The following is a 21,527-nucleotide window of genomic DNA, read 5'->3' as shown; positions in this document are numbered from 1 at the left end:
TATCGCCCTGCGCCTACGCGATTCGTCTGTTCGCTCAGGAGGTGCTAGGACGCTTCGCCCAAACCGCTTGCCTTGTGCTAGGACCGTCGCCTAGTTTGGGACCGTCCTATCTCCATTCGCCAAGCCAGCGTGCCGCAAAAAACGAGGTGGTTGGCAACCTTGCCCGCCATGCCATGACCGAAAGACGACCGGAACCCGAAATCGTTTTTCGCTCGCCGTCGCACCGCGATTGCATGGATGCTCGGTTGGTGCTGGAATCGGTGGGGATCTCGAACGAGATGATGCGACAATCCGAGGACTGGTGCCTGGTCGTGCCCGACGATCAAGTCAACGCCGCCTTCGCTGAGTTGCAGTCGTATCGCAACGATCGTATTGCCGAAACCAAGCAGACGCTGCCATCCAAAGCCCTCGTGTTCGGTGGTTCGATTGCGGGGGTGGTTTACTACGCCATCTTCATTGTTTCGGTCGCCGTTCTGGCGGATACGTCTGCCTACGGGATCGACTGGAAAGCGGTCGGGCAGATGAACGCCGGTGATGTGATGAACGGTGAGTGGTGGCGAACGATCACCGCGCTGACCTTGCACGCTGATGCCGGGCATTTGCTCTCGAACTTGGTTTTTGGGTGTGTCTTCGGCGTGCTGGCGGGCCGTCTTCTAGGTGGCGGATTGGCTTGGTTGGCAATTGTCTTGGCCGGTGCTTTGGGGAATTTGATGAACGCCGTGATCCGGGACGCGGCGCACACTTCGATCGGCGCGTCGACTGCCGTGTTTGCCGCGTTAGGGATTCTGGTCGCGCACGCGATGCACCCTCGATACAAAACATCGACGAAGGCCTTGGTTCGCTGGAGTCCCTTGATTGGCGGCGTCCTGTTGTTGTCGTTCATGGGGCTGGAAGGCGAACGGACCGATGTGTTGGCGCACGTCACCGGCTTCGTCGCTGGAACGCTGTTTGGCTGGATCGGATGCCGCTTGCCGGAGGCGTGGCTTGCCCGCAGTTCGTTCCAAATGGTCGCTGGCGTGATCACCGGAGCAATCGTGGTTGGGGCTTGGGTGCTCGGCGCCCGGTGATGTCCCTTTCTGAACTCATTCGCTGAGTTCATTCTCTTGGTTTTGGGAATACCTGCGGAGTTCACGCCCGGGCAGCGTTCACGTGGAAGCGCTTACAGTGTATTCTATACAGAGAGGTGTACGTAATTGGCGTAGCGAAAACCGGTGGTACTGGGCTGTGCATCAATCAAACCTTGCTGAGATTCTGCGAACCCTGAACGAGACATGACCCGAAATCAATCACATGACATTGGCGAGTTCATGACGAATCATTCATCGTTGAAATGCCTGGTGGCGATGGTTCTGACCTTGGGATGGTTGCTCGCCATTGGCGTCCCTTCAACAGTGTCAGCGCAAGGTTTGATGGACATCGAGGAGCCGCCGTTTTCTTACTCCGACACGGTCGAGGACAATCGCGTCAGCCGGTTGATTGCGAAGATCCAGTCCAAAGAAGTGCGGCTCGATTACAGCAAGCCACGCGGGCACTTGGAATCGCTCCTGGAGGCATTGGATATCCCAGTTTCATCGCAAACCCTGGTGTTTTCCAAGACCAGCATGCAGGTCCAGCACATCTCACGTTCCAACCCAAGAGCCATTTACTTCAACGACGACACGTACGTTGGTTGGGTGCGCGGCAGTTCGTTGGTTGAAGTCTCAACCGCCGATTCGAAGTTGGGAGCGGCGTTCTACACCGTCGACATGAAACCCTGGCGAGCGAAGATGACGCGGTCAGACTATGACTGTTTAGGTTGCCATGCCACATCGATGACCGGCGGGTTGCCGGGGCATATGATGCGGAGCGTTTCGCCGTTTCATGACGGCGGGATCAACGCCCAATTCCCCTCGCACGTGACCAGTGATTCCAGTCCCTTTGCGGAGCGTTGGGGCGGTTGGTACGTGACCGGCAACCATGGTTCCATGCAGCACATGGGCAACGCCTTCTTGCGAGGCAACACGTTGGATCTGCGTCGCAGCGGCAATGTCACGGACTTGGAAGATCGCATTGACACCTCCGGGTACCTGTTGCCGACCAGTGACATTGCGGCGTTGATGGTCCTGGGGCATCAAACCAGCGTGCACAATGTTTTCGTCAAAGCGGACTTCACCGTCCGAATGCTGGAGTACGATCGTGCACAGCGTCTAGCGAAGGGGCAGAGCACCAGCGAAACAGACGACAAGGAGCTGTCGATGCAAATCGCCGAAGCCGCACGCCAAGTGTTGCAGGCAATCTTGTTCTGCGACGAGGAGCCGTTGGAGTCACCCATCGAAACTGCGGGCGAATTTGTGCATGAGTTCGAGGCACTCGGGCCGATCGATTCGAAGGGGCGATCGCTTCGGCAGTTTGATCTGCAAACCAGGTTGTTCCGATACCCATGTAGCTTCCTGGTCTACACCGAAGCCTTTGACGCCTTGCAGCCAACCCTGCGAACAGAAATCTTGACGCGACTGCGTACCATCCTGACCGCAGAGACTGTGCCCAACCAATACTCGCATCTGAACGCAACAACGCGAACCGAGCTACACGAGATCTTGAGCGAAACCCTGACCGGCTATTGAGCCGGACAGGACTAAATCGCCTCGGAGTTCACAACGTTAAGCGACGATTCTGCATGTTCCTGTCGCATCTAAACAGGTCGGCAGAAATGATCGGGCACAACCGTGTAAGCCGTTTGGGCGTTAGCCCCGGTTTTAGGTGGGACCAGTGGTGATTGCCAAAACAGTTCAAATGCTGAAAGACTCCTGCCGACCTGCTTCGTTCTCGATATTTGAGCCGTTTGTCTTTTGATCCGCGTTCTCTCCAAAGCAACCGCAGCAAACGCCGGAGCGATCACTTGTTCTCTTTCGACATGAGCATGCTCGCCATCGAAGCCACGCCCACGTCGGTTGAATTTCTGAGCGTCTTGAGTTCCGATCCACATTCGGTTTGAAGCCAATCAGCGAGTTCTGGGTTTTCCTCTACGCCGCGGAGGAGAGCGTGCAGCGATTGCGTCTGCATCTCCGTGTCTGGTTGCGTCAGCGATGCCCGAATGCACTCAGTGATCACTGCGGTCATGGCGTCGTCTTCGAAGCGGATCTCGATGCGATCGGGCAAGCTAGTCACCCAACGGATGGAACGATTCGCGACCCAAGCGAAGGAGACGAGCATCAAGAAAAGGAGTGCCACTGCAAGTAACGCGAAAAAACGTCGGTTCATCGCCGGAACTCCTCAGCTAGAGCCAAACGGAACGACACTTCAACAGTGCTGTCGGTTGTGTCATTCACGTCAAAGTGCACTGCAACAATTGGTTGAAGTCGCATCTCATAATTGTACCGCCAACGCGAGAGCCGCGTGACTCGGATCGGTTCTGGTAGTTGACTCCAGGAGTTGGTTTGGTGCCCTTTGTGCGGCTTCGTATGCTCGGTGAGTGTAGCGGGAGCCTGACCCATCAAAATGTTGTGCAGTTTTGAAGTGCCGTGCTCGCAACAGCTTGCGAACCTCGCCCGTTGGCAACGGGCTTGTCGATTTTGCTGTAGGTTGGCCACTCTTGGCCGACATCCGCAACCTGGACGGGCAAGAGTGCCCATCCTACATACATTTAAACCTCGTTGACGACTCAATCGACAAGCCGCCGCATGAGAGGGCGAATGCAATCGCTGCATCTGCCCTCTGTCGCGTCCATTGAATGTCGCGTTCCTTAGCAACGCGTGAACAACAAGTCACGATGTTAGCGGTGTGGCGCAAGCCGCCCGGTGAGGAACCGGAGGGCTCGCGCCCTTCCGCTACGTCACTTGTTGTTAACGTGGTTCTTAGCTGGAAGCAGCCAGGACGCCGTGTGGGTCGAGGACGAATTTCTTCGCGGCTCCTTGGTCAAAGTCGGCGTAGCCTTGAGGGGCATCTTCCAGCGAGATCACCGTTGCGTTGACCGCTTTGGCAATTTGGCAGCGATCATGCAGAATCGCCATCATCAGGCCTCGGTTGTACTTCATCACAGGGCACTGGCCGGTGGTGAAGTGCAGCGATTTGGCCCAGCCCAAACCGATGCGGAGCGATAGGTTGCCGGTGCGGGCTGCTTCGTCGACTCCGCCCGGGTCGTCGGTCACGTACAAGCCGGGAATGCCGACTCCGCCTCCGACTCGGGTCACCTCCATGACTTGGTTGAGCACCGTCGCGGGTTTCTCGACACCTGAATCTCCACCATGACCGCGGGCTTCGAATCCAACACAGTCAACGGCACAGTCGACTTCGCGGGATCCCAAGATTTGTTCGATCATGTCTGGCAAAGAAGCCTCGGTTTTGAGGTCAACCGTCTCGCAACCAAACGAGCGGGCTTGCGCGAGCCGTTCCTCGACCATGTCGCCAACGATCACCACGGCGGCACCGAGCAACTGGGCCGCGTGAGCACAGGCAAGTCCGACTGGGCCGGCTCCCGCGACGTACACTGTGCTGCCGGTGGTCACGCCCGCGGTGTACGCGCCGTGGTATCCGGTTGGGAAGATATCCGACAACATGGTCAAGTCGCGAATTTTCGCGAGAGCTTGGTCGCGGTCAGGGAACGCGAGCAAGTTCCAATCGGCGTAGGGAACCATCACGTAGCGAGATTGGCCGCCGATCCAGCCGCCCATGTCGACGTAACCATAAGCTGCGCCGGGGCGGTCGGGGTTCACGTTTTCACAAACGCCGGTGTCGCCTTCTTTGCAGCAGCGGCATCGACCGCACGCGATGTTGAACGGCACGCTGCAGATGTCACCTTTTTTGATGAACTCCACGTCGCGGCCGGCTTCCACGACCTCGCCAGTGATCTCGTGCCCAAGCACCATGCCGGCCGGGGCGGTCGTGCGTCCTCGAACCATGTGTTGGTCGGAGCCGCAAATGTTGGTGGAGATGACCTTCAGGATCACTCCATGATGGCACTGCCGAGTTTTTCCTCGATAGCTGAGTTCCAATTTGGGATCGTCGATCGACTGAACGTCGACCTTTCCATCGCCAAGGTACACAACACCTTTGTTATCTGACATCGAAACACGCCTCGTGGGGAATGAAGGAGCGAGCGGGAGAGAAGACAACCTTGGTGACGTCGACGGGAAGATCAGCGTCACTAAGTCGAGAGGCAGTCTATCAGATGGGCTCGCGGCAATGGGCGGCGGCGACCGGTCTCCTTGCAAGGTCAATAGACCGTGGTCGAAAGCGACTTGGTTTGGTAGGTTCGGGCGGAACGGTTCCTCGATCGTTCCCACGGATGTTTGTCATTCCCCACGAAAGACCGACCATCCAATGAGCGAACCGTTGCCGGCGAACTCTAAATTTTGTCCAGCAAGTCGGACTTCTTGCGATCGAATTCTTCCTGCGTGATGTAGCCCTTGTCGAGCAAGCCGCCGAGGCGATCGATCGTTTCAAAAACATCGTTCGGATTGGACGACGTTGTTTGCGGTTGGTTCGATGTGGTGACCGAAGCCGGCGTAGGCTCGGCAGGCGAAGTCTCTTGCGTCGATTGAGTCGGTGCCGCTGGAGGTGACGACGCTTGCGATGGAGCCGGAGCGGGTGGGGCTTGCGGCGTTTCGGTGACTCCGTTTCGACTGACGACAGGCAGCGATGACAGTGGAACGATTCCGAATTGGCTGGTGAAGGTGATGGAACCGTCGCCTGATTGCTGTTGGCTGAATCCACCAATGTTGTGATGCAGAGTGTCGTACAACCAAACGTCATCGCCCGTCGCGACCGCCAAACGTTGTGCGTTAGCAAAGTACGCGTAACGCATTTGGTTTTGCGATCCGCTGGCCGATGGCGATCCAAGTTCGCTGGGCCACCAATTTCGTCGCGGGTCCGGTGCGAACAAACTGTTCTCGCCCGATCCGCCGCCGGCTTGCTGGTCTTGGTAGTTTGAGCCACCGCTTTGGCTTTGCGATTGGAACACACCGCTGGTTGTTCCGGTTTGGTTCTCGGCGATCGAACGAGCGCAGTCGTCACACAGTGCGGCGACACGGTACTTCAGATTTTGATTGAACATGTCGCCAATCATCATCATGCCGCCGGACATCCATTGTCCTGACCCACCGAATTCTGGATGTGAGAACTGGGCCATGCTTCCGTTTCCGTTGTAGACCGCTGCCAACATGTGGCTGACGGCATCGACGGAAAACCCATGACGGTTTGAGAGTGTTTGGGCGATTTGCTGGCCCATGGACGAAAGTGGCAACACGGGAGACTCGCAGGAAACACTGGTGGAAATAGATCGACGTCAGGCACTTTACTGACATCACTCGATTCATTGTCAACCAATTCGCCCAGACTTCCTAGTGCCACATTTTTGGGGTGTCGATTGTGCCGGCCGGAATGGCTGCCGGGTGTCCTCGCCCCCTGGAAGCGGCCGGAAGCAGGACGATTTGCTGCGAATTGTTCGCTGACTTTCGATGTGACTGCGATGCAGGTGTGACGTTTGGTCGCGGGGTCCGTCCTCAGAAGGTATGGCGAGTCCTGTTTCGTCGCGAATTGCAACGATTTGAATGGCCCGCCGCTTCTCCTTCTCTTAAACGCGACGCGGGGAATACCATGCCACTCAGTTGGAATCGTTGGGGCAAAACGTCCAAGTCAGCTCGCTCTCGCAAACAGCATCGACAGTCGACTCGTCGGAAGTTGAAGTCGGAGAACTTGGAGGCCAGGAACCTTCTCGCGGCCAATTTGTTTCACAACGAGGCGATGCCGGAAGACGTCAACGAAGATGACCAGGTCACGGCTTTGGATGCGTTGACGATCATCAATCGAATGAATCGTGAACAAGCCGGTGAAGCCGCAGGCGATGTCGGACGCGGACAGATGACCGACGTCAACAACGATGGTCGCAACAGTGCTTTAGATGTATTGATGGTGATCAATCGTCTGAATCGCGATCAGGGTGGATCACGCGATTCGGGATCACCTGGCGGAGGATTGGGAAACCAAGACCAGGCAGATTCCGGTACGAACGGAGATGAATCGGATTCCGGGGACACCCCGGACGATGATCAATCGACCGGCGGAACGACTACGGACGATCAAACGGATTCGGCGATTGAGTTGACCGGTGACGCCGTGCTCGATTGGAACAACTTGTTCAACGAGTTGAACTCCAACAGCGAGGACTATCAAAACCCGGGGTACGCCTCGCGAGCGATGGCGATGCTGAACGTCGCGATTTATGACTCTGTCGCGATCGCGTCCGGCGATTCTGAAATCACATTCTATGATTACGATTCTTCGCTGACGAACTCTTCCGGCAACGTTTCATCGCAGGCTGCCGCTTCCAGTGCCGCCTACTCAGTTTTGAGTTCTTTGTACCTAGACCAGCAAGAAACGATTGATTCGTTTTATTCGGAGGTGCTGGCGACCTACAGCCAGGAATCGGAAACGGAGGCGGGGCTGATTCTCGGGGCTGAAGTTGGCAGCACCGTGATTGCGAATCGTGCGGATGATGGTTCGGACGCGATCGTGGAGTACACCTACACCGACGAGGTTGGTTCCTTCCAATCGGATCCGCTGAATCCAGACGTGCCGGTTTGGGGACCGGGATGGGGCGATGTCGACACGTTCGCCATCTCGGATGCGGACGCCTGCACACCGGATTCGCCTCCGGATTTGACCAGCGAAGAATACGCGGCGTCGTACAACGAAGTGAAAGAGTTGGGAGCGGTAGACAGCACCACTCGAACAGCCGACCAAACCGAAGCGGGTATCTTTTGGGCCTACGACCGAGAAGGTTTGGGAACTCCGCTGGCATTGTTCAATGACATCCTTGAAACGGTGGCCGTGCAAGAAGGCAACACATTCGAAGAGAATGCGGCGCTGTTCGCTCAGGCATCGGTCGCGATGGCCGATGCGGGCGTTGTGGCATGGACGACCAAGTTTGCAGAGGAGTTCTGGCGTCCGGTCACCGCGATTCAGGAAGGTGACGCGGATGGGAATGCTTTGACAGAAGGCGATGCTGATTGGACCGCCTTGGGGGCTCCCGACGGAGGCGATGACATTGTTGGCTTCACGCCACAGTTCCCAACGTACATCTCCGGCCACGCGACATTCGGCGGTGCCTTGTTCGGGACCTTGCAAGAATTCTATGGGACCGATGACATCTCATTCACCGTCGCGTCGGAAGAGCTTGAGATCCTGATGGATAACCCGGAGCTTCAAGAAGCCTATGGTTTGGATCTGGAAGACGCGGAGCGAACTTTCAGTTCCTTCAGTGAAGCCATGGCCGAGAATGGACGCAGCCGAATTTACCTGGGCATTCATTTAGACTTCGATGATCTGGTCGGTCAGGAGGTCGGCCAGTCCATCGCAGCGTCGGTCGCATCCGAATTCATCGTGGCGACATCGGAAGATGATTCGATTGGCGAAGGCGTCGATGATGGCAAGCTGGCCACGATCGACCGAGAGAACCAGCCAAACCGCGACGGTTCTGACCGATCGGGACAAGGGAATCGCGAACCGATTGTTCAAGACACCGCTCAGGTGTCTCTGGAACAAAATTCATCTCGCGATGATTTGAATCGCCGATCGGAGGATGACCAGCGAATCGCTGCCATCGATCAAATCTTCGCGGAAAACCGTTTGATCTAAACGGACAAGACCGGAGACGCTTGCAGCGACGCAATTTCGGTCTCTGCGAGTTGGTTCACAAAAGCGAACTCGGGCGAGGTGTCAGTTCGCCTGCCCCGAGGTTTGAATCAGACGCTCCATCATCGACGCGATATCGGTCGTTTCGTAGAGCGTTTCAACCATCGAAACGTATTGCTTGGTGAAGCGTTCGTTTTGAATCAGATCGCCGAACACCTCGGTGACTTCCAAGAACGAGAGCGGATCTTTGCAAGTGGCAACCGCCGCTTGATGAAGCTGTGTCTTCAGTTCGTCAGTGATCTCAAGAGCGTTGCCATCTTGGTCGGTTTGCTTGTCGCTGTAAAAGCACCAAGCCGCCATCACCAACGTCGCGAATTGGATGCTGCCACCGCGAGCCAGGTTGTCTTGGATGGTCGGAATTAAAAAGACCGGCAATTTGCTGGAACTTTCCAGGCAGATGCGGGAAAGAGCGTCCTTGATGTTTGGATTTCCAAAACGCTGCAACAACGTGTCTTTGTAGGATTCCAGGTCGATTCCTTCGACTTCGTCCAACACCGGCGTCACTTCCACATCCATGAACTGGCGTAGGTAAGTGGCAAACAGAGTGTCCGAGACACAACCATCGATCGTCCGGTGTCCATGAAGCGATCCAAGGATGCCCAACACGGAGTGACCGGCGTTGAGAAGCCGCAACTTCATCTTCTCGTAAGGAACAACATCGGGGACAAATTGAGCGCCGACGGATTCCCATTTGGGGCGACCCGAAGAGAAACTGTCTTCGACGACCCACTGGCAAAATGGCTCGCAAGTGACTGGCCATTGGTCCGTCAGTTGGTGTTCCTCGGCCAAGTATGCGATGTCAGCATCGGTGGTGACGGGAGTGATCCGGTCAACCATTGCGTTGGGGAAGCAAACGTTGGCTTCGATCCATTCCGCGAGTTCCGGATCCTGCTTTTTCGCGAATCCCAACACCGTTTTACGAGTCAGGTCGCCGTTGTGTTGGATGTTGTCGCACGACTGGATCGTAAACGCGGGAAGGTCGCGTGCTCGACGACGCTTGAGCGCCTCGGTAAGAAACCCAAACACCATTTTTGGCTTGGTCGGATGTTCCAAATCGTGCTGCGCGTCGGGATGATCCCAATTGAAATCACCAGTCGCGGCGTCCAGGTTGTAGCCGCCTTCGGTGATGGTCAGCGATACGATTCGAGTGTCGGGACTGGCCATTTGTTTGATCACCGATTCGGGATCGTCGCATCCCATCAAGAAATCGATGATCGAACCGATCACGCGGTTTTCGATGGTGCCATTGGGATGCCGGATGATCAGCGTGTAGAGATAGTCTTGCTCTTTCAATATCGAGGCGATTTTCTCATCGCCTGGTCGCAAACCCACGCCGCAGATTCCCCAATCACAAGACTCATCCGCCCGCAGCAGTTCGTCGGTGTAAAAGGCCTCGTGCGATCGATGGAACCCACCGACGCCGACGTGCACGATTCGAGGCTTCAGACGACTGCGGTCGTATTGCGGCGGCAATAGTTCGGCGGGCAACGCTGTCAGGTTGGCTTCGTTTAGCGTCTTGGTTTCATTGGTCATGTTGTTCCAGCCAGTTGACTAATTGTCGTGCTGTGGATTGATGGCTTTGTAGCGATGCAGAACCCAGTATGCGGTCGCGAAATACGAAATCGTCAGCACGAACGCCCAGGTGTAGAAGAGGTCACGATTGGAGGTGTAGGTTTGCAAGTCCGGACTTTGGAACATTGTTCTCAAGGCAAGCAACAAGATGAACAGCAGACAAAGCCGTGAGGTCCATCGTAGCACCAGGGTCAAACGCGATGAGTCGGTGACGGGTTCGCCTTCCGCCAACGCTTGTTCGTGTTGGAATTCGCGAATGTCTTCGTTGAGTCTTCGCTCCTTTTCTTCTTCCGCCGGATAAGCTTCCGCGGCCCCATAGAGCTTGGCCAGGAAAGTGTAGAGCAGAATCGTGAATGCCCACGTGGGAAGAAACAGGTAGTAAAACGACATCACCTGCATCGCGTTCAGCCCAAACCCAAAGATCAACCCAGCGATCCAGGATGCAATGGCGGGAGTGCTGTGCGGCAAATTTCGAAATTTCGCCCAATAACGCGTGAAGCCGATTCGAGGGAACACCACGTGTTCGGCAAAAACGATCGCTCCGACGGGAACGACCAACAGACCCGCGTAGGTCAACAGCGGAAGGATTTGACGAAAGACAAACGGGAAGCACGCAACCGCGACGGTTACGCATCCGACGGTGAACGTGACCTTTTTACGAGACCGATTGTGGAAGATCGCTTGGGCGGCCAAACCCGCGCGATACAGGTTCGCATTCGCGGTCGTCCACCCGGCAACGATGACGATGACATAGCCGGACAATCCGAGTGCTCGATAGGCAACGTCACCGGGATCGAGGTCAACAATGGTGGACTTCAGCAACACCGCCGCTCCGGCACCCATGATGCCTGATGCGATCCACGCGATATAGTGTCCGAACAACATGCCCGCACTGGTGCACAACCCATAGATCGACTTTTTCGCGTATCGCAACAACGCCATGTCAATCAATCCGAAGTGCGTGATCGTGTTGGCCGCCCAAGCGAAACCGGCGACCTCCCACATTCCGATTCCCGGTTTGCCTTCCGCATTGGTTCCGGTCCAAATCGAATGGTCGCCGATGACGAGAAAATCACCAAGGCCGGCGAGGGTGGTTTTTCCAAGAACCGATTCAGCCAATGCAGGGAACAGCACCAAAGCTCCACTTACAAACATCACGACCAGCCACGGACCGCATAGACCCGAGAATTCTGCCACGGCGTTGAATCCGTACATCGCGATCAACACCACGATCATTCCCACCGCGACAACAACCGCGACAAACAAAAAGTCCGTCGGATACCACTCCAATTGAGCCGGTATGTTGAACAGCAGCCGCACCGCGGTGCAGGAGACCGTGATCATCGCGGCGGAGATGACCGTGAAGATCAAGACATTGGCCCAGTTGTAGAGCCGCGTCATCGAGTCGCCAGCGATCTTTTCCAAGTAGGTGTAGAGACTCAATCGAGTCTGAACGGCGATCGGGGTGGTGATGAGCGTCCAGCTTAGGATCGCCAAAATGTTGCCGATCAGCAGCCCAATCAGAATGTCGCGAGTCGTCGCTCCCATGGCGACAAAGGTTGCGCCAATCACAAACTCGGTCGCCGCAACATGCTCTCCCGCATACAGGCCGACAAAGTGAGGCCAGCTGTGCAACCGATGGCTTGGAACCGGCAACTGCTCCTGTTTCATTTGGGCAATTGCTTGTCGGTTCGTGTCGGTGCTCATGCGTGTTGCTCTACGGGGGGAATTCGAGGCCGGTGCCGTAATTCTAAACAGATTTCCACCTCAACAGGACGAATCGCGACCCAGGTCGTCACAGACAACTCACCATGCGTTCGTGTTGGACGCGATGTCGCAGTCGAACGTTTGAGTTCAGCAAATTGGTTGGGTTGCAGAGATTGTGTTGGTGCCGGATCGACTTAATTGCATTTTTGAATTGCTGCGAGATGAGCAGTCGGTTGGGAGGCGACGCATCGATTCGCGTCGTATTGGCACAGTGAGATTTGGGCGGGATCGTAGTGTGTGACAAGGCCGCACGATCTGGATTGGCAGTCATGCAACTTTGGCATTGGGTGATACCAAGTTTGCCATTGAGTGGGACTTGGCAATCTGTGCGGATCATTGGCGTGAGATCGCAGCAGTGTGTCTTTGTCGACCGATTTGCCGTCAGTAACGAAACAAGCACATTGTTCAATTGGTCCGGCAGCGTTGATCGGCCATTGTCAATGTGCATGTCAATAGGAGACGGATCGTGAATTGCGTTTGGAAGGCCTCGGCTTTGGCCGTCATCATGGGGTGCTGTTTGACGTCGTTTGCTTCGGCCGGACATTCCAATGGTTGTGATCCATTGGGGCTGGTTGGATGCGACGATGTGTGTTGCGATGAGCTTGGTTGCGATGACAGTGGGTGCGACTCCCTGTGTGATTCAGTCGGGTGCCGTGGTTGCAAAGCCGCAGGATGCCTGGCCTCGTTGAAACGACACCTGCGTCCAAGTGATCACTGCTTCGACGATTTCATCAGCCCAATGATTGACTTTGTTCACTTCGAAGATCCACGCAATTTGACGGAATTGCGTCCCATCTTCGTGACGCATCAGTTTCCCGCCACGCTCGGACCCGGAAACATTCCCGGCGGCGGCTCGGTCCAACTGTTTGCATTGCAGTTCCGTGTGGCTTTGACGGAACGACTCAGTCTGATCGCCGTGAAGGATGGATACATCCTGGATAACAGCGAAGGAGCGTTGGACACGTTGTTGTTGGATTCCGGATGGGCTGATGTTTCAGCGGGGCTGAAATACAACTTGATTCGCGATACCCAATCGGGAACGTTGTTGTCCGGCGGATTCACATACGAAATCCCGATGGGTAGCAAACAATCGTCGCAAGCGATCGGCGATGGGGAATTCCACTTTTTCGCGACGGGTGGACAACGTTTGATGGGTGGCAACGCCCACATCCTCAGCTCCGTTGGGTGGCAGTTGCCCGTTGACCAATCGGTTCAAAGCACGACCGTTCATTGGAACAACCACTTTGACGTGAAGTTGACCGACCGTGTCTACCTGTTCACTGAAAACTCCTGGTGGCACTGGGTTGACGAAGCTGAAAACGGTTTGGCACTGGGTGTTTCTGGCCAAGACCTGCTCAACTTGGGCGCAACCGATGTGGAAGGCAACGATTTGGTCACTCACAACGTCGGCATGAAGTTCAAACCAAACAGCAGCTTTGAAGCAGGTGTGGCTTACGAATTTCCTTTGACCGCGTTCAAAGACGTGCTGGAAGACCGAGTCACCGTGGACATGATCTTCCGATATTAATCCACATGACCGATCGGTCGAAAAACTCAAGTTGATCAGTGCTCAACGAATCTGTGGAAGCGACAGGGGCGATGGTGAATGAATCACCATCGCCCTTTTTTGCCGTTGTTAGGTTCTCTGCATACGAAGGCAACAACCATTTAGGGTTTGACGGTCCAAGATTCCTGATGGCTAAATTGGTCGAGGTTGCCCTCGCCGGTCAGCCACATCAAAGGGATTTGGAAGTATGGGGCTCGGTAGTCACCGTGAAGGTCCGTGTCGAACTCGACGCCGGGATCAACGTGATAGGTGATGAAGTCACCGTCGGACTGACCGAAGTATTGCAGTTTTGTTTTGGTTCGGTCATGAATGATCGCCGAAGAGGTGTCCAAAGGAATCCAGCCAACGTTTTGAGCGTAGAACTCTGCGATCACGTGGTATTGGTAGTACGGCTGATCGTTGATTGTCTCGCCTGGATTGGCAGAGATCGCCCATCGGCCCGATAGAATTCGTGCTGGCACGCCTTCGCTTCGCATGACGGTGGCGAAAAGAGTGGAGAGACCACCGCAGTCAGTTGCATCCGATTGGCACAACAGGGATGCGGTTCTGTCTTCGCTTGGGACATACGAATACTGGTACGTGTTGGCCAGTCTTTGGAACACTCGTTGAGCGAATCGGACTTCGCCCTCCGTCCGAATGCGTCGAAACCGATTCTTCGTTTTCCACTTTTGGAATGCTTCGGACTGAAAGTCGTACTCTGGCGTCGCCCGCAGAAAGATCGCTCGGTCTTCGTCTGAGAGCGGATCGACTGACGGGTTCGCTGAAGTGGCTCGTTTGTCGTATTGCAACGATCGAGCAAACAATTGAATTTCGTCATCGCATCGGAACTGGGCGGAACTGGTTTGCGAATCATCCACCACCTCGATGCGACTCCGGCGAATGATCCGCTTCAACACAGACTTATCTGTGATGCGTTCGCTGGCGGGTGTGGTGCTGGCGTTCACCAATGTTTGACCGGGCAAGTTCGGGGGCTCCGGCATTGCGAAAACCCATGTGTTGGCTTTCACCGATGGGATGTCGACCGCGAAGGTGATGGTCGCGGTGACTCGTTTGGCCGGGGTGCGAACGATCGAGAAACCTTGATTGAGCCCACTGGGGATTTTCGGTCCTTCAGCCGCCGGTTGACTCGGTCGTTCGATGAAATTGTCTTGAGCTACCGCGTCGACGAATGACAAAGCGACGAAAGTGATCGCGGCGGCTAAAAGTGCTTTGGTAGATGGCATTGATTGGACCCCGCTTGGAATTGTCGCTCGTGAGGGAAATATGAACCCATGAGCAAATCGACAGGTGCCAAGCATACCAGTCGGAATCGCAGTCTGCCTTTCGCAAGCGATCGACAGCAGCGATCATTGCCACTTCGGATAGAGATGGTTATTGAAGCGACCGCGGCAAAACGGTCACTTTTCGGACATCACCGACGTAGTTGTCGCCGATCAATTCCAGCAAACCATCCAAGAATTCGCGTGCTTCGGCGTTGCTGTCGAATGTGTCGACGTATTGCCAGTCCATGTCGGGTGTGTAGGACTTGATGAAATAGTCCAGGTATCCCGGATTGCGCTCCAGTTCTAGCAACGCGAATAGTTCCGCTTCTTCTCGGGTGTCAAAGAAACGAGGCTGGATATGCAGCCCGCCGGCAGCATCTCCGACGTTGATCCACCCATCCTTCGTTTGCAAGAAGAGTTCGAATTCTTGCTTCTTCGATGTGTCTTCCGCGATCCAAACTTCGTAGTCCGTCATCGCGATCGCTTCCAGCCATTCCGCTTCGAGAATTCCTTTGTCGGCCTTTCGGATGGGAGGCGGCGATGGGCGAGTGTGCTCGGGGTGTGTTTGGTGCTGTGCGCTGGCGGTCGACAGAAAACAAACGCTGAAAACGATGGTGAGGGTGAACTGACGCATGATTTCGGTCCGTGCTGGTGAAGGGGGTGGTGCATGTCGAGCAACACTCCACTCAGCGGACGGGACCATGGTTTGTTACATGGCGATATGTTCAGAATTTGGCGGCCTTTGGAAGATGCTCAGCCGAAAGCCGCTTGCGTGCGGCAATCGGGGGTGAAACGCGGGCACTGAGGAGGGTCAAGCAGCTTGCTGACATTTCCCGTGGCCGGCGGGCGATGGATTGCGTCGCGAGAAGGTGACTGGAGCTTCCCACAACGACGATGCATTGGGAACGCTGTCGTTGTCAGCCCTGCGCAGGTTACTCAAACCGAACTTTCGTGGAGGTGGATTCTTTGGCGGCCGGAGCGGAACGCTAGGCTGCATACCGAACGCTTGCGAATCTGCTAGATTGTGCATCGATGAACAATCCAGGCGAACTGCGAAGGGAACTCGAGTGAAATTGCGAATCGGATTGATCGGATTGGGCGATCAATGGCAGTCCATGCACCGGCCTGCATTGCGGATGCTAGGAGATCGATTCGATGTTCGTGCGATCTATTGCAACGTGTCCAAATTGGCCGAATCTGCGGTCTCCGAGTTCCAAGCGGACCCCGTCGACGGATACCAAGCGTTGGTGACGCGGGATGACATCGACGCGGTGTTGGTGCTCGAGAACTCTTGGTTGCGATTCCATCCCGCAACGGCGGCCTGTCGGGCCGGCAAAGCGGTCTACTGGGCCAGCGATTTAGATTTCGATCCAGTCCGCGATCGCGAATTCAAAAATTGCGTGGAGGATTCCGGAGTCGCATTCATGGCTGGGCTTCCACGACGGTTTGCCCCCGCGACGTTGCGGCTGAAGGAATTGATCGCGACTCACCTGGGGGCACCCCGACTGATTTTTTGTCACAAGCGATTGTGTTTGGAAGACGCTCCACTGAAGCGACGCGACCAAATCACGCGGCGCGGTGTCGAGGGAAACTTGGGTGACGATTCGCGAGTCGATCCGGAAGAGATTCGTGCTCGGATGACGCGCACCGAATTGATGCAGTTGATTGATTGGTGTTGTTACGTTGTCGGAGAACGCCCTCTCAGTGTGATGTCGGCCAATCACTCACCTGAAGAAGCGGCGGACTACCAAGCTCTCAGTTTGTTGTTCAATGATGCGACTTCCAGTCGAGGCTCGCGTGAACGATTTTCGACTGGTACTCCAGCAGCGACATCCAATGGGAGTTCCACCGAAAGCAGTCGGCGACCTAGCGGAAACAAGGGTGTCACCGCTCAAGTCAGTTGTGGCAGTTACATCCCCGCCCAATGGCAAGAGGCAATCGGTTTTCGACCACCCGCGGCGATGCAGGTTTGTTGCGAGAACGGAGTCGCGTTTGTCGATCTGCCCGGAACGTTGGTCTGGTTCGATGACGCTGGACGTCACCAAGAGTTCTTGGAGGGGGAATCCCCGGTTGGTGAGAAGATGCTCGGTCAATTCCATCGGGCGGTGACGAGTTTGGTTCGAAATCTGAGTGGATTGGAAGACGCGTTCAATGCGGCCGCGATTTTGAAGGCGGCTCGTACGAGTTTGCATGAAGGACGACGAGTTGATTTGGGAGATCTAGCGTGACCGATTTGCCGACGACCAGCAAGAAAGATCAGCCGGCGTTTGGGTGCGTGGTTTACGTGAGCCGAACGGAAAGTGGTCGCACGCGGGGCCGCGTTGCGAACTTGGAAGGTGTCGAAACCGAAGGTGCCACCGAACGCGATGTGCTGTCGACGATCGTTCGCGACGTGCGGGCTCGAATCGGCGAGCACATGCAACGGGAAGAGGAGGTTCCGTGGTTGGATCCTCCTGCGGAGAAACAGCCCGATGAAGTGAAACGGTTCTTGCCGCTGCACTTGTAGGTTGTAGTGTGGGCCTTGCTTACGCTGCGGGTTGTGATGCTCGCTCGCGTTGCGAGCATGGGGCGTTGTGCGGTCCGAATTCTGGCGAATCCGGCTACGGGGAGGCGGGGATTGTTGGTGGTGGCCTTGCTTACGCTGCGGGTTGGGATGCTTGCTCGCGTTGCGAGCATGGGACGGTGTGCGTCCGAATTCTGGCGAATCCGGCTACAGGAAGGCGGGGATTGTTAATGGTGGCCTTGCTTACGCGGCGGGTTGTGATGCTCGCTCGCTTTGCGATCATGGGACGGTGTGCGGTCCGAATTCTGGCGAATCCGCCTACGGGTAGGTTCCTGTGGTTCTGTGGCCCTGAGCCCCTTTCCCACTCCCACTCCCACTCACCCCACAAACAATTGAGCGCGGGCGAAGATCAGTAGCCCGAGATCGCCGTGGCAGAAACTGAGGACCAGGTTCATCCATTCGGTGTCGTCGTGGAATGCGGCAGCCTCGTTGAGACGCGTCAATGAATCGCTGGGAGATTCCCCACAGGATTGCACATAGCGGAACAGTCGCCCTCGCCAACGTTTGGTGTAGCACGTTGCGAAGTATTTTTGACGTGAGTTTTCGGCACGCTCGGCAAGGTGCTTGGGATAGAACCAAAAGAAATAGTAGATGTTAAATCCTAATCCTGCGATCAGGCAAAGTACACAAATGGCGACGAGCGCCGCTGGACCGTTCAGTTGATTGATGACCGGCATTGAAATGAACAGGATTCCGGCGAAGAGGAGCAGCAAGACCGCGAAGGATCCCGCGAACGGAATCCATTTGTAGGTTGTGTCAATCAATGAAACGCGATGCACGACCTCTTGCAGCGTGTTCTTGAGATCACGCAAACACGAGACCGCTTGACGATTGTTCTTCTCTTCGTCTGGTGCGGGTGCGATCAAGCCTGTTGTTTCTGCCAGGTCCGATGTGGCCATCATCATCAGTAGGAACAACGAGTGATCGTCTTGTTCTTGGTTGATCGGGAATGACTCCTGAACGCCGTGAGCATCACGAGCGATCTCGTCGAGACACCGTGCCATTTCCGCCGTCGCCGTCGGCCCGTCGCCCGTGCAGTAGGTGCGTAGGAACGATTCCATCGTCGCACGCGCCGGCAACTCCGAAGCAGATGGCTTGGTTGACGAAAGATAACTGTGCAGCAATTCGACGAATTCCAAATCGTTCTGCATCGAATCGTCCAAGTCTGCGGCTTGGCCAGACAACGTTTCGAGTTGCGATTGAGTCCACTCCGAGGGAGCGGTCCAGATGGCCGTCCTCAAGATGCGAAGGTAGAACGCCAGTCGGGCGCGCGGATCGCCCTGACGCAGATGGCTTTCGCATTCGCGGATCAATCGTTCAAAGGTTGCGAATGGTTGATCGATCAACAGGCGTTCCCAAAGCGGTTCGGTCAATCGATAGAACATCGAAGAACGAATCGATTTGGCGATCTTTGGCAGAAGCGTTTGGATCTGATCGTCCGGCACATCACCGCGAAGCGTGCCTGCGACGAGTGAGATCAGCCCGGGTTCTTGCGGATGTTCCTGCAAGCCATCGAGCAACCATTGTAAAAACTGGGGGCGATGTTTCTCGTTCTCGTTGGTTGGTTTGACGAGAAGGTCGCTGAGCACCGCGAGGATGTAGTATTCCAGTGGCGAGCGTGAATGCTTTTGCAAAAGACGCGTGTAAGACTCACGCGGATTCGCGATCGCTTCATCGACGGGCGAAACCGGTGGCTTCGGACGCTTGGACGTTTGGTTTGCATTCGAGGCCGAAGTGTCGCTAGGACGCGATTCGGGTTGAGGCGGAGGATTGGCGTTTGGCTTCCAAGCCTCCGCGGCAGATTGGCTCTCGGCTTGGTTTCGGCCGTATCGTTCCGCATTCTCGAGTTGTTCGTAGGCAGCCCGAATCCGTTGGAATTCCTGTGGGTGCGTTTCCGGTTTGAACTGACGAATCAGCTTTCCATAGGCACGCTTCAGATCACGACGATCGAAGCCTTCCGTTAAGTCGAAGAACGATCTTGGATCGTGCGGAAGATGATGCCACGCGGGGTCAGACATGAACGATGATGGGCGTGAGTGTCACTTGGATGCGATGGGCGGTACCGGCAGGGAGTGGATTCTGCCACCGCCGTGCGATGCTTCTGCAGAAGTTTGGCGCTGCCGCGGTCGGCTCAATCCATCAGGAAAAGCTTGGCGATTTGGTAGGCGATCAGGGTTCCAAAGAATAGGACCCTGAAGTTGAGCAAGGAGGCACCGCCGGACTTCATCGGTCCCGATGCTTTGCTGTTCTGCAGCGTGATGAGCCAATCACGTTCTAAGGCGAACAGATTCGGATACGCCTTTTGAATTTTGAGTGAAGTCTCGCGAGCTCGTTTGCGACTGCTCTTGGTCGTCAAATTTTGAATGTACTTCTCACGCACGTAGCCGGCATCGGATTGCGGCAGCACCACGGACTTGCCCAATGCGATCACCAATTCTCGGTCGAACTTTTTGTCGTCCAACATTTTGACGAACGAGTTGCGTTCGGTTGCGGCAGTTTGCAAACGGCGAATCGTCGGTGCCAACTCGGGGACTTCCTCAGCGTTTAGGCTGGCCAAACCTGAGCCCAGTTCTTCGTCCGATAGATGGAAGAATTTCTGTTGAAGATGAGTCACCGTCTCGCGAGCCTTCGCTCGTTTTTGGTGCTTGGCGACCATGTCGTCAACGGAATCCGAATCGACGCTGGTTTGCCGGCGATCATGATTCGGCATCCGCAATGTCTTTCGTCGCGATTGCAACGCGGATGCGGACTGCCATACCGGATTGATGTCCAGCATGGATCGCAAATAGGTTTTGGCGGGCGAGTCAGTCACGTTCAATGATCTTCGTGATCGAGGCCAAGTGAGGATAGAACCATCAACAATGTGTCCTTTGCGCTCGCAAAGTGTTCGCGATCCGATCTTGCCATGGCGTCCTCGTAGATGTCCAAGGCTTCGTCGAGTTGTTGACGCTGAGATGGATGGAGTTCGCCGAGCATGCGTTCCGCAAAACGAGCGAGCTTTTGATTGTCCAAATCATCGCGAGGATAGAACTTCAATGCATCGATGCGACGCTTGGCTTCTTCGATTTGGGCGGGAGACAACTGATGCACATGATTGGTCAAAACGGTGCGGAACCGTTCGCCTCCCGGTGCATAGGCCTCGACTTCCAAAACGCCTGACAAATCGTACGTGAAGCGAACATAGATGGGGCTGCCGGCGGGACCGGGTGGTAATCCTTTGACTTCCAATTCCCCCAGAGCCGTGTTGTCGGCCACTTTGCGAGCGTCACCTTGGAAGACACGCAGCGTCACGTTGGTTTGGTTTGCCGCGACGGTGCTGAAGACTTCTTCGCGTGAAATTGGGATCGTGCAATTGCGATGCAACACCGGTTTGAAATAGCCGTCCTGCATGTGACCACCGAATTCTTTGACGACTTCGACCCCCAGCGTGAACGGACAGACATCCGTCATCACCATGTCGTCGACCGCGGCGTCTTGGCCGATCAAGGCGGCTTGGACGGCCGCGCCGAGAGCGACGACTTCATCGGGGTCGTGATCGATGATCGGCGGTTTGCCAAAGTAGTCGACGACGAAGTCGCGCAGCACCGGCATGCGAGTCGAGCCACCGACCAAGATCACGTCGTCGATGTCTTTGGGATCCAGTTCAGCGTCGCGAAGTGCTCGCGCGATCGGTCCCGCGATTCGCTGCATCAACGGATCGCACATTCGCGAAAAGTCGGCTCGGGTGAGCCGATATGTTTTCGGTTTCTCCGCGAAGTTGCCATCTTGGTCGGGAAGCCGGATCTTGCAGCTTTCTTCCTTGGACAGCAAACGTTTCGCCTTTTCGCATTCGCCTCGCAATCGAGATACACGCAGAGGTTGCTGCAGTTCAGCGAGTTCGAGCTGGGTGTCTTCGCCGGACAAGACCGCGGAGACCATTCGGTCGGTGAAGTCTTCGCCGCCCAACATGCTCTCGCCGGCGGTTGCGCGGATTTCCAGGGTGCCTTCGAAGACTTCCATGACGGTCACGTCGAATGTGCCGCCGCCAAGGTCGATGACGCAGAGGTTCTTTTCTTCTTCGCGAGCGTGGAAGCCGTAGACGAGTGCCGCGGCTGTGGGTTCGTTGATCATACGGCGAACGTTCAAG

The 21,527-nt window shown here is 55.7% G+C and carries 16 protein-coding genes; 6 read left to right on the top strand and 10 right to left on the bottom strand.

Annotated elements, in window-relative coordinates; genetic code table 11:
* Window positions 1–278: 278 nt before the first annotated feature.
* Together B2R17_RS22675 and B2R17_RS22670 are read left to right on the top strand one after the other, a co-directional pair.
* Window positions 279–1,067: a rhomboid family intramembrane serine protease gene (locus B2R17_RS22675; protein ID WP_339886647.1), complete on the top strand. Its 789-nt coding sequence runs from the start codon at window positions 279–281 to the stop codon at window positions 1,065–1,067.
* A 204-nt stretch (window positions 1,068–1,271) separates the two neighbouring features.
* Window positions 1,272–2,603, top strand: a complete 1,332-nt coding sequence (locus B2R17_RS22670) for a hypothetical protein (protein WP_286765788.1) — start codon at window positions 1,272–1,274, stop codon at window positions 2,601–2,603.
* Window positions 2,604–2,874: 271 nt separating this feature from the next.
* Here B2R17_RS22670 and B2R17_RS22665 read toward each other — a convergent pair whose 3' ends face one another.
* The 3 genes from B2R17_RS22665 to B2R17_RS22655 all read right to left on the bottom strand — a co-directional run bounded on the left by B2R17_RS22665 (window position 2,875) and on the right by B2R17_RS22655 (window position 6,205).
* Window positions 2,875–3,240: a hypothetical protein gene (locus B2R17_RS22665; RefSeq protein WP_286765787.1), complete on the bottom strand. Its 366-nt coding sequence runs from the start codon at window positions 3,238–3,240 to the stop codon at window positions 2,875–2,877.
* 593 nt (window positions 3,241–3,833) lie between these two features.
* Window positions 3,834–5,042, bottom strand: coding sequence for a formaldehyde dehydrogenase, glutathione-independent (gene fdhA / locus B2R17_RS22660; RefSeq protein ID WP_037253482.1), 1,209 nt, complete (start codon window positions 5,040–5,042; stop codon window positions 3,834–3,836).
* Between the two features lie 281 nt (window positions 5,043–5,323).
* Window positions 5,324–6,205 (bottom strand): SHOCT domain-containing protein, encoded by an 882-nt coding sequence (locus tag B2R17_RS22655; protein ID WP_286765831.1) that lies wholly within the window; start codon window positions 6,203–6,205, stop codon window positions 5,324–5,326.
* A gap of 368 nt (window positions 6,206–6,573) precedes the next feature.
* Here B2R17_RS22655 and B2R17_RS22650 point away from each other — a divergent pair, with 368 nt between their 5' ends.
* Entirely contained in the window at window positions 6,574–8,613 is a 2,040-nt protein-coding gene (locus B2R17_RS22650; protein WP_286765830.1) for a dockerin type I domain-containing protein, read from the top strand.
* 81 nt (window positions 8,614–8,694) lie between these two features.
* On the opposite strand, the gene B2R17_RS22645 is transcribed toward B2R17_RS22650, so the two are convergent.
* Together B2R17_RS22645 and B2R17_RS22640 are read right to left on the bottom strand one after the other, a co-directional pair.
* Window positions 8,695–10,203: a mannitol dehydrogenase family protein gene (locus tag B2R17_RS22645; protein WP_286765786.1), complete on the bottom strand. Its 1,509-nt coding sequence runs from the start codon at window positions 10,201–10,203 to the stop codon at window positions 8,695–8,697.
* 18 nt (window positions 10,204–10,221) lie between these two features.
* Window positions 10,222–11,949: a purine-cytosine permease family protein gene (locus B2R17_RS22640; RefSeq protein ID WP_286765785.1), complete on the bottom strand. Its 1,728-nt coding sequence runs from the start codon at window positions 11,947–11,949 to the stop codon at window positions 10,222–10,224.
* A 526-nt stretch (window positions 11,950–12,475) separates the two neighbouring features.
* Between B2R17_RS22640 and B2R17_RS22635 the strand changes: the two genes are divergently transcribed.
* Window positions 12,476–13,537: a hypothetical protein gene (locus tag B2R17_RS22635; RefSeq protein ID WP_286765784.1), complete on the top strand. Its 1,062-nt coding sequence runs from the start codon at window positions 12,476–12,478 to the stop codon at window positions 13,535–13,537.
* A gap of 140 nt (window positions 13,538–13,677) precedes the next feature.
* Here B2R17_RS22635 and B2R17_RS22630 read toward each other — a convergent pair whose 3' ends face one another.
* Both B2R17_RS22630 and B2R17_RS22625 read right to left on the bottom strand, forming a co-directional pair.
* Window positions 13,678–14,799, bottom strand: a complete 1,122-nt coding sequence (locus B2R17_RS22630; protein WP_286765783.1) for a transglutaminase-like domain-containing protein — start codon at window positions 14,797–14,799, stop codon at window positions 13,678–13,680.
* Window positions 14,800–14,947: 148 nt separating this feature from the next.
* Window positions 14,948–15,472 (bottom strand): hypothetical protein, encoded by a 525-nt coding sequence (locus B2R17_RS22625; RefSeq protein ID WP_286765782.1) that lies wholly within the window; start codon window positions 15,470–15,472, stop codon window positions 14,948–14,950.
* A gap of 433 nt (window positions 15,473–15,905) precedes the next feature.
* Between B2R17_RS22625 and B2R17_RS22620 the strand changes: the two genes are divergently transcribed.
* Complete coding sequence (locus B2R17_RS22620) at window positions 15,906–17,066, top strand: Gfo/Idh/MocA family protein (RefSeq protein ID WP_286765781.1); 1,161 nt, start codon at window positions 15,906–15,908, stop codon at window positions 17,064–17,066.
* Window positions 17,063–17,344 (top strand): hypothetical protein, encoded by a 282-nt coding sequence (locus B2R17_RS22615; RefSeq protein ID WP_286765780.1) that lies wholly within the window; start codon window positions 17,063–17,065, stop codon window positions 17,342–17,344. The genes B2R17_RS22620 and B2R17_RS22615 overlap by 4 nt, the downstream gene beginning before the upstream one ends.
* Before the next feature lie 374 nt (window positions 17,345–17,718).
* Here the strand turns inward: B2R17_RS22615 and B2R17_RS22610 are convergent, their stop codons facing one another.
* From B2R17_RS22610 to B2R17_RS22600, 3 genes are all read right to left on the bottom strand, one after another.
* Window positions 17,719–19,419 carry a J domain-containing protein gene (locus tag B2R17_RS22610; protein ID WP_286765779.1) on the bottom strand — a complete coding sequence of 567 codons (1,701 nt, stop codon included), beginning with the start codon at window positions 19,417–19,419 and terminating at the stop codon, window positions 17,719–17,721.
* Window positions 19,420–19,532: 113 nt separating this feature from the next.
* Window positions 19,533–20,213: a hypothetical protein gene (locus B2R17_RS22605; RefSeq protein ID WP_286765778.1), complete on the bottom strand. Its 681-nt coding sequence runs from the start codon at window positions 20,211–20,213 to the stop codon at window positions 19,533–19,535.
* Window positions 20,214–20,215: 2 nt separating this feature from the next.
* Window positions 20,216–21,527: Hsp70 family protein (locus B2R17_RS22600; protein WP_286765777.1), on the bottom strand; the 1,312-nt coding region annotated here is incomplete at its 5' end.

The sequence above is a fragment of the Rhodopirellula sp. UBA1907 genome (assembly GCF_002337565.1).
Lineage (GTDB): Bacteria > Planctomycetota > Planctomycetia > Pirellulales > Pirellulaceae > Rhodopirellula > Rhodopirellula europaea.
This window is presented reverse-complemented; position numbering and strand designations above follow the sequence as displayed.

Excerpts from the sequence above, each read along its gene's own strand:
- B2R17_RS22675 (WP_339886647.1), top strand. The coding sequence starts at position 279 with ATGATGCGACAATCCGAGGACTGGTGCCTGGTCGTGCCCGACGATCAA.
- B2R17_RS22670 (WP_286765788.1), top strand. The coding sequence starts at position 1,272 with ATGACCCGAAATCAATCACATGACATTGGCGAGTTCATGACGAATCAT.
- B2R17_RS22665 (WP_286765787.1), bottom strand. The coding sequence starts at position 3,240 with ATGAACCGACGTTTTTTCGCGTTACTTGCAGTGGCACTCCTTTTCTTG.
- fdhA (WP_037253482.1), bottom strand. The coding sequence starts at position 5,042 with ATGTCAGATAACAAAGGTGTTGTGTACCTTGGCGATGGAAAGGTCGAC.
- B2R17_RS22655 (WP_286765831.1), bottom strand. The coding sequence starts at position 6,205 with ATGGGCCAGCAAATCGCCCAAACACTCTCAAACCGTCATGGGTTTTCC.
- B2R17_RS22650 (WP_286765830.1), top strand. The coding sequence starts at position 6,574 with ATGCCACTCAGTTGGAATCGTTGGGGCAAAACGTCCAAGTCAGCTCGC.
- B2R17_RS22645 (WP_286765786.1), bottom strand. The coding sequence starts at position 10,203 with ATGACCAATGAAACCAAGACGCTAAACGAAGCCAACCTGACAGCGTTG.
- B2R17_RS22640 (WP_286765785.1), bottom strand. The coding sequence starts at position 11,949 with ATGAGCACCGACACGAACCGACAAGCAATTGCCCAAATGAAACAGGAG.
- B2R17_RS22630 (WP_286765783.1), bottom strand. The coding sequence starts at position 14,799 with ATGCCATCTACCAAAGCACTTTTAGCCGCCGCGATCACTTTCGTCGCT.
- B2R17_RS22625 (WP_286765782.1), bottom strand. The coding sequence starts at position 15,472 with ATGCGTCAGTTCACCCTCACCATCGTTTTCAGCGTTTGTTTTCTGTCG.
- B2R17_RS22610 (WP_286765779.1), bottom strand. The coding sequence starts at position 19,419 with ATGTCTGACCCCGCGTGGCATCATCTTCCGCACGATCCAAGATCGTTC.